Here is an 8,133-nt window from a genome sequence, read left to right as displayed (position 1 = left end):
TTATTTAAGATAACAACTTATTTTGGGTTCGTCAAGGGGTATGACATCTTTTTTTTGCACAGCAACCAGATTGGGTAAGAAAGAAGCTAAAAATCAGACTGGGTAAGTATCATAGCAGGTAAACTTTTTACTCTTTTAATCAAAAATAAAAATTCCTTGAAGAATATCCTACGCTTTATTGTGAATTAAGCCGCTGGATGCTATTCAAAAAGTAAGCACATCAATCTTCAGGAGCAAAAGCACAAAATTTCTGCAACCATTCATCCGATCTACCAGCAGGTTTGGTTATAGATAGAAGGATAGCTTCTCTAGGAAAATACATCGCAGTCAAAAACTTGGAAAATATTCTCAAAAGCCGTTTGTCCCGTTAATAATTCGTAAAAGACCAACCTCACCGAGAACAAGTCTGAAGCGATACTGCCTTGGTGGGGTCACGGTAACACTCAGGTGCTTGGTAGTATAGTCAAGCTCGTCTACAATATGAAAGAAATGAATATTCTGCAAACGATGGCTAGGAATATTACCTTTGCCTTTGAAATAAGTCAGGCATTTTTGATTGAGGTAAGTGATATCATCTCCATCAGAACTTCCATGAGCATCAACATGAAAGTTGGGGGCTGTCATTAAAGCTGTCATTAAAATAGCAGCATGGACGTGAATTTGTTTGAGGTCTCTTTTCGTGGGATGAGCATCGCAAATTTTTGACAACCTTACCATAAAGCGGGTGATGGGATTCGAACCCACGACATCGACCTTGGGAAGGTAGCGTTCTACCACTGAACTACACCCGCAGTAGCCACCAGTAACTATTATACCACTGTTTACTAAGCCAGAATTTAAGAAGCAGATTTTTTGCGTTCCGATGCCAGCCAGTGTTGATAACTTCATGCTCGGCTGTAGGCAGAATTGCGCTACTAGATAAAAGGGCAACTGTGATAGTTGACAAGGGATGGAATAATATTACGTCCGGTTAAAGACTTATCATTAAGGCAGCAGAGGAGGCAGTGACGGGTACGCAGGGGAGCCACTCCGTTGTGGGGGTTTCCCCCAGGAGCAACTGCCGTCGAGCAGAGGAGAAGGGTTTTTGTTGCTCATCTGCATAAATTCGGCAATTATAACTAATTAGCCGGACTTGATATAAGATGTCGCACTTGCTGGTTGATTTGCACGCGAATCGGAATGTGGCGATCAGGAGATTATATTTAGCTAAATTCGCTTCATGGTTACAGATGGTGGTTAAGGAGGCAGTATATGGCAAACGCCAGAAATGTTATCCCCAAATCTGCTACCTGTTGCGGATCAGGAGTAACTAAGATTTACGGCTTCAGTAAGAAAAGCCTTATTAATTTCTTCAATGGCTACCACCTGTTCGACTATTTACAGCTAAATTATGAAAATATTAATCCCACATTATTCTTGAGTATAATCGCCTTATTTAAGTCACAACCATGTTTGTATCTAAACACCGCTACTAAAGAACAGATATGAAACACTCATGAGGCTAAGGCGTATCCATACTAATGTAACTAATTTATGGCAATGTATCTTGCTATTCAAAGTGATTATTTGCCCCATGCATTTCATAATTTTTTTGAATATTTATGAAAGGTTAGTCTAGTCTGTGGGAAAACTATAAAGATGGCTAGCGACGAAATATATAACTGAGCTACCAAGGCAAAATCTGTATTGTCGTAAATTTAAGCAAAGACGACACTGATTTGGCAATTTTTCCAATAACCAATCAATTAATTACGATCTAAATGAGAATCGAATATGTTTAATGCTACTGAAATTCTAATTGATGCTTTTGTCAATCAAATTCGAGAAGGCTATCGCCGCACCTATGGAGGCTTAAAGAATGATTATCAAGATATCATAGCTTGGGCTGGCAGTATGGCCTTAGAAAATATTGCTAATAGTGACGCCCTATATCATAATGTCGAACACACTGTTTTAGTCACCCTCGTAGGACAGGATATTTTACGGGGTAAACAAATCCGAGAGGGTGGTGTTTCTAGTGATGACTGGTTGCATTTTATTATCTCCTTAGTTTGTCATGATATTGGCTATGTTAAAGGAGTTTGTCGGCAAGACAAAGAGGCGGAAGGCTTATATGCCACAGGTAAAAATGATAGAATGATTTCTCTGCCTGTGGGTGCTTCTGATGCCAGTCTCATACCCTATCATGTTGATCGAGCAAAACTTTTTATTGATGAACGTTTTGGTGGACACAAACTAATCGATGCTGAAGTAATTAAAACTAATATTGAATTGACTCGGTTTCCTGTGCCTGCAGCTGAAGATCATCAAGAAACAAATGATTTTGCTGGGTTAGTGCGTGCTGCTGATTTAATTGGGCAATTAAGCGATCCGCGTTACTTGAAAAAAATTACTTCTTTATTCTATGAGTTTGAAGAAACCGGTATGAATAAAGTTTTGGGCTATCAAACCCCTGCCGATTTACGTAAGAACTACGCCAAATTTTACTGGAATGGTGTGTATCCGTATGTTAAAGATGCACTGCGTTATCTGTCACTGACACAGCAGGGAAAACAAATTCTGGCTAATCTTTACTCGAATGTATTTGTTGTAGAACATGAAAAACAAGAAGAACTGCGGTATTTTGCAGAGCAAGTACGTGCTTAGTAAGTATATATTTAAAATAAAATAAATCAAATTAATTGTTTTTAACTCAGAATTCTTAATCTAAAATTTTGAATTCTGCGAAAAGTTAAGTTACTGCGTCCTGATGACTGGTAGCAAATGAGGTTAAGTTAGCCCGACCTAACAAATTTTTCAAAACGAATTTTAAATTTCTTTAAAGGGTTGACTATTGGCTCTCAACCCTTGACTATAACTATTGACCCTTGACGAATCATCAGAACTATGGATTGGTGGCAACGACTTCAAAAGAATCCTTTGGCGCGATTTGGGGCGATTTTGCTATTAATTTTCTATTTAGCGGTAATTGCTGCTGATTTCGTTGCCCCTTACGATCCTTATGCTTCACAACCAAACGGTTCGCTGTTGCCACCAACTCAAGTTTACTGGAATTCTCCTTCAGGACAGTTCATTGGCCCTCATGTTTATCCGACGACTCAGGGAGATACAAACTTAGAAACAGGCGATCGCCAACTCATAGTAAATTTCAAAAAGCCCTCTCCTTTGCGTTTATTTGTCTCTGGCCCAGAGTACCGATTTTTGCAGCTGAGTTTACCACTACCACCCCAGTGGGATGAAGTGACCATTTTTCCCGGTATACCGTTAAATTGGCATTTGTTTGGCACAACTGGAGAGGCAAAATTCAACCTCTTGGGTACTGACGATCAAGGCCGCGACCAATTCAGCCGTTTGGTGCATGGAGGTCGCATTAGTATGTTTATCGGTATTTTTGGCATCATCATCACTTATCCCCTTGGTTTACTTATTGGTGGGATTTCTGGTTATTTTGGTGGTGTGACTGATAGCGTCATCATGCGCGTAGCAGAAGTACTCATGACTTTTCCTAGTATTTATCTTTTGGTTACCTTGGGAGCGGTATTACCAGCTGGGTTAAGCAGTACTGAGCGTTTTTTGTTAATTGTGGTGATTACTTCGGTAATTAGCTGGGCAGGTTTAGCACGAGTAATTCGAGGACAAGTGCTATCGATTAAGGAGCGAGAATTTGTCCAAGCGGCACGAGCAATGGGTGGTAAACCACTATATATTATTCTCCGTCACGTTTTGCCACAAACAGCTACCTACGTAATTATCTCTGCAACCCTAGCGGTTCCTAGCTTTATTAGCGCTGAAGCTGTACTGAGTCTCATTGGCTTAGGAATTCAACAACCAGACCCATCTTGGGGTAATATGCTTTCTCTAGCAAGCAATGCTTCTATTTTGGTACTGCAACCTTGGCTCATCTGGCCACCAGCGGTGCTGATTATCCTCACTGTGTTGGCTTTTAACTTACTGGGGGATGGGTTAAGAGATGCTCTTGATCCCCGGAGTTTACGACGGTAGGCCCAACTACAAACGCTTGCCCATACACTATTAAAAATTCGTAATTAAGTTGGGGTTTATCACCTATCTTTAATTACGAATTAATAATTCAATATACCTCTTGCATAAATATTTTTTTGTCTCGCGCAAAGGCGAGGCAGCGACGGGTACGTAGGGGGTTCCCCCCCATGAGCGACTGCCGTTGCAAAGACGCAAAGAAAAGCACGCAAATAATGACTTTTGCAAGAGGTTTAATGGATTTGTTGAATTGGAATTTCAATGATAAATTTTGCTCCTTTTCCCGATGATGAAATGCATTGCAACTTTCCTTGATGTTTTTCTGCAATAATCTGATAGCTAATTGACATTCCTAATCCTGTTCCCTTGCCAATTGGTTTAGTAGTAAAGAAAGGGTCGAATAAACGCTGCTTCACTTTTTCAGATATTCCCGGCCCATTATCAGCAATCTCAATAGCAACCCAATCTGAATTGAGTAACTCCGTGCGAATGGTAATTTGCGGATTTTCAGCCATTTTGCCGTTCACCATCGACTCTTCTAGAGCATCTAATGCATTGGTGATAATGTTCATAAACACTTGGTTAAGTTGACCAACATAGCATTCTATTAAAGGTAGTTGACCATACTCTTTCGACAATTTAATTTGGGAAGGTTCAGATTTGCTTGTGAAGCGATTTTGTAAAATCATTAGTGTACTATCAATGCCACTGTGGATGTCCACTGCTTTCATTTCCGCTTCATCCAATCGAGAGAAATTGCGTAACGATAGCACAATATTGCGGATGCGATCGCTTCCCATTTTCATGGAATCTAGTAATTTCTTTAAGTCCTCAACGAGAAACTCTAAATCGATACTTTCTATTACTTCTTCAATTGCTGCTGTTGGTTGGGGATATTGCTTTTGATAAAGTTCCAAGAGTTCTAGCAATTGTTGTATGTATTCTTTAGCATGAATTATATTGCCGTTGATGAAGTTCACAGGATTGTTAATTTCGTGAGCCACACCTGCTACTAGCTGTCCTAGAGAAGACATCTTCTCAGTTTGAATTAGTTGTGCTTGCGTATTTGTTAATTGATCAAGGGTCTGTTGAAGTTGTTGGTTTTTTTGAGTTAATTCAATCTCTCGTTGTCGCAAAGCTGCTTCTGCCTTTTTGACAGCAGTAATATCTAGACCCATTTCCACAACCAAGGGTTCACCATTCATATCCTGGAAAGGATAATCATAAATTTGATATACTCGGTCTGATTTACTATCTATCCATTCCCATAGTTGAGGCGCTTTGGTATCAAAAACACGGAAGGTGGGACAGGATGGACAGGGTTGTTTTAATCCGGCGATCGCCTCGTGACAGCGTTTACCTGTAGGATCTCCAAATATTTCCTGGAAGCGTTGGTTATAAAACCCCACTCCATAATTCTGAGGCTGGAGATAAAGAAAAGCTGGTAACTGATCTAGCAGATTATATAAGCTAGTCCTTTCGGTACGAAGTGCTTCAATTTTTTGCTGCTGCTGGCTGATGTCTTTGCCTACTGCATAAATGAGTCCCTGCGGGGAGGTTGATAAACTCCAAGATAGCCACCGATAACTACCATCTTTATGAAGATAACGGTTTTCTAAATGCAGCTGTTGTTCAGATGATAACTGCGTGATTGCAATATCCTCTGGATGTACTAACTCCAACCATGAATGCCCAATTAAGTTTTCTGGTTTCCATTCTAAAACTTGTTCCCATGCAGAATTTACTTTCTGGTAACAACCATCTTGCCCGATGATACAGAATAGGTCAGATGAAAGGTAAAAAAAGTCTTCCAGATTAAACACAGTAATCTTGTTGCCAAAATTCTGCATTCAGCGTAACTACGCATATCTGTTACTTTCAATGTAATAATTACTGGATTGTCCATATCGATTTGGTACTTTTGTACGTGTTAATACTTATAACAAAATCTAATTTTATTTAATTATTATGAATAATTTGCTTGATTAATAATTTCGCAAAAGTAATTATTTATACAAGAAATATTAATAAAATTTGAAATTCATCTAATCATTTTTATTTAAGGATTTACGAAAAGCTTAAAAAGAATATACCTAATTGAAACGAGGATACTGACTTATTGATATTATTTTTTGATCCACCTATAATCAACTTTTTGATTCACCTATAATCAACGGTAATGGACGAAAAACAGCGCAGATCTTATTGGCGTGCTAATACAGCTTTAATTCGTAATCTTTTAATTGTCTGGGCACTTGTTTCTCTTGTTTTCAGTATTTTGCTAGTTCAACCATTGAACTCAATACGATTTTTTGGGGTTCCTTTTGGCTTTTGGATGGCGCAACAAGGATCAATCTTGATTTTTGTGGCATTAATTTTCATTTATGCTTTTCAAATGGACAAGTTAGACCGCAAACATAATATTAGGAAGTGAGGATCAAAGGTGTCGGTTGAAATTTGGACTATTTTGTTGGTTGGACTTTCCTTCCTGATTTATATTTACATTGGTTGGAAATCAAAAGTTGAAAATAGTAAAGACTTCTTTGTAGCTGGTCAGGGAATACCTTCAATAGCTAATGGAGCTGCTACTGCTGCTGACTGGATGTCTGCCGCCTCTTTTATTTCCATGGCAGGGTTGATTTCTTTTTTGGGCTATGACGGTTCAATTTATCTGATGGGTTGGACGGGAGGCTATGTACTGTTGGCATTGCTTTTAGCTCCCTACCTGCGGAAATTCGGTAAGTATACAGTGCCGGATTTCGTAGGCGATCGCTATTACTCCAACGTAGCTCGCTTGGTGGCAGTAGTTGCAGCTATTTTCGTTTCCCTCACTTACGTTGCTGGGCAAATGCGCGGTGTGGGCATTGTCTTTAGCCGCTTCTTACAAGTAGACATCAATACAGGTGTGATCATCGGTATGGTGATCGTCGGCTTCTTTTCTGTGTTGGGAGGCATGAAAGGCATCACCTGGACGCAAGTGGCGCAGTACTGTGTGTTGATTTTTGCTTACCTGATTCCAGCTATTGCGATCGCTTGGTTGCTCACTGGCAATCCCTTTCCCCAATTAGCATTTACCTTCAGTGATGTAGCCGACAAACTCAATAAAATCCAAGTTGACCTTGGATTTCAAGAGTATACTCAGCCATTTGTGAACAAGTCGATGCTGGATGTACTGTTTACCACCATTGCCTTGATGGTAGGGACTGCTGGTTTACCCCATATTATCGTCCGGTTTTACACAGTACCTAGTGTACGTGCGGCTCGTTTCTCTGCTGGCTGGGCACTCTTATTTATTGCCATACTCTACACCACAGCTCCAGCTCTATCGATGTTTGCCCGCTATAACCTGATCGATTCTTTGCACAATCATACAATTGCAGAAGTGCAGCAACTAGACTGGGCAGCCAAGTGGGAAAAAACTGGACTGCTAGCCTTTGAGGACAAAAATAAAGATGGGCGACTCCAGCTAACTCCGAATAAAGACACCAACGAAATTAAGATTGACCGAGATATTATTGTGCTTTCTACTCCAGAGATAGCTAAACTAGCTCCTTGGGTGATTGCCCTGGTAGCAGCTGGTGGGTTGGCAGCAGCCTTGTCTACGGCATCTGGTTTATTACTGGTAATTTCTAGTTCTGTTGCTCACGATATTTACTACCGCATAGTTGATTCCAGTGCCTCAGAGCAAAAACGAGTGTTTGTTGGCCGTGTCATGGTAGGCTTATCCCTTGTCTTGGCCGGATACTTCGGGGTAAATCCACCGGGATTTGTAAGTGAAGTAGTCGCTTTTGCCTTTGGTTTAGCTGCTGCTAGCTTCTTTCCAGTAATTTTCTTGGGTATTTTTGACAAGCGCACCAATTCCCAAGGGGCGATCGCTGGGATGTTAACAGGTTTAATTTTTACCATCATCTATATTATTGGTGTCAAATTCGGAGGTATGCAACCTTGGTTTTTTGGAGTTTCTCCTGAAGGAATTGGCACTTTGGGTATGCTGATCAACTTTGTAGTTACTCTGGCGGTTTCCCGCCTCACCCCACCCCCTCCAGCAGAAATTCAACTACTAGTAGAAGATCTACGTTCTCCTACGATTGCTGAATAGTTTGTATTCATATAACTTAATCTCAAGCTTTATCT

The 8,133-nt window shown here is 40.2% G+C and carries 6 protein-coding genes and 1 tRNA gene; 4 read left to right on the top strand and 3 right to left on the bottom strand.

The genetic code is table 11. The features are described from left to right. Window positions 1-348: 348 nt before the first annotated feature. Together AC5JL8_RS10325 and AC5JL8_RS10320 are read right to left on the bottom strand one after the other, a co-directional pair. Window positions 349-744: a hypothetical protein gene (locus AC5JL8_RS10325; protein WP_495879685.1), complete on the bottom strand. Its 396-nt coding sequence runs from the start codon at window positions 742-744 to the stop codon at window positions 349-351. Next, window positions 720-791 (bottom strand) — tRNA-Gly (locus AC5JL8_RS10320). Before AC5JL8_RS10320 ends, AC5JL8_RS10325 begins: the two co-directional genes overlap by 25 nt. 982 nt (window positions 792-1,773) lie before the next feature. Between AC5JL8_RS10320 and AC5JL8_RS10315 the strand changes: the two genes are divergently transcribed. Together AC5JL8_RS10315 and AC5JL8_RS10310 are read left to right on the top strand one after the other, a co-directional pair. Next, on the top strand, window positions 1,774-2,646 hold the full coding sequence (locus AC5JL8_RS10315) for an Npun_R2479 family HD domain-containing metalloprotein (RefSeq protein WP_495879684.1): 873 nt from the start codon (window positions 1,774-1,776) through the stop codon (window positions 2,644-2,646). A gap of 240 nt (window positions 2,647-2,886) precedes the next feature. Further along, window positions 2,887-4,002, top strand: a complete 1,116-nt coding sequence (locus tag AC5JL8_RS10310) for an ABC transporter permease (RefSeq protein ID WP_495879683.1) — start codon at window positions 2,887-2,889, stop codon at window positions 4,000-4,002. 230 nt (window positions 4,003-4,232) lie between these two features. On the opposite strand, the gene AC5JL8_RS10305 is transcribed toward AC5JL8_RS10310, so the two are convergent. Then, window positions 4,233-5,849: a PAS domain-containing sensor histidine kinase gene (locus tag AC5JL8_RS10305; protein ID WP_495879682.1), complete on the bottom strand. Its 1,617-nt coding sequence runs from the start codon at window positions 5,847-5,849 to the stop codon at window positions 4,233-4,235. A 329-nt stretch (window positions 5,850-6,178) separates the two neighbouring features. Here AC5JL8_RS10305 and AC5JL8_RS10300 point away from each other — a divergent pair, with 329 nt between their 5' ends. Both AC5JL8_RS10300 and AC5JL8_RS10295 read left to right on the top strand, forming a co-directional pair. After that, window positions 6,179-6,433, top strand: a complete 255-nt coding sequence (locus tag AC5JL8_RS10300) for a DUF4212 domain-containing protein (RefSeq protein WP_495879681.1) — start codon at window positions 6,179-6,181, stop codon at window positions 6,431-6,433. 9 nt (window positions 6,434-6,442) lie between these two features. Then, window positions 6,443-8,098 carry a sodium:solute symporter family protein gene (locus tag AC5JL8_RS10295; RefSeq protein ID WP_495879680.1) on the top strand — a complete coding sequence of 552 codons (1,656 nt, stop codon included), beginning with the start codon at window positions 6,443-6,445 and terminating at the stop codon, window positions 8,096-8,098. Window positions 8,099-8,133 lie beyond the last annotated feature (35 nt).

It is taken from the genome of Mojavia sp. (assembly GCF_059505145.1).
Note: the sequence above shows the minus strand (reverse complement) of the source record. Positions and strands in the feature narration are given on the sequence as shown.

Excerpts from the sequence above, each read along its gene's own strand:
- AC5JL8_RS10300 (WP_495879681.1), top strand. The coding sequence starts at position 6,179 with ATGGACGAAAAACAGCGCAGATCTTATTGGCGTGCTAATACAGCTTTA.
- AC5JL8_RS10315 (WP_495879684.1), top strand. The coding sequence starts at position 1,774 with ATGTTTAATGCTACTGAAATTCTAATTGATGCTTTTGTCAATCAAATT.
- AC5JL8_RS10305 (WP_495879682.1), bottom strand. The coding sequence starts at position 5,849 with ATGCAGAATTTTGGCAACAAGATTACTGTGTTTAATCTGGAAGACTTT.
- AC5JL8_RS10310 (WP_495879683.1), top strand. The coding sequence starts at position 2,887 with ATGGATTGGTGGCAACGACTTCAAAAGAATCCTTTGGCGCGATTTGGG.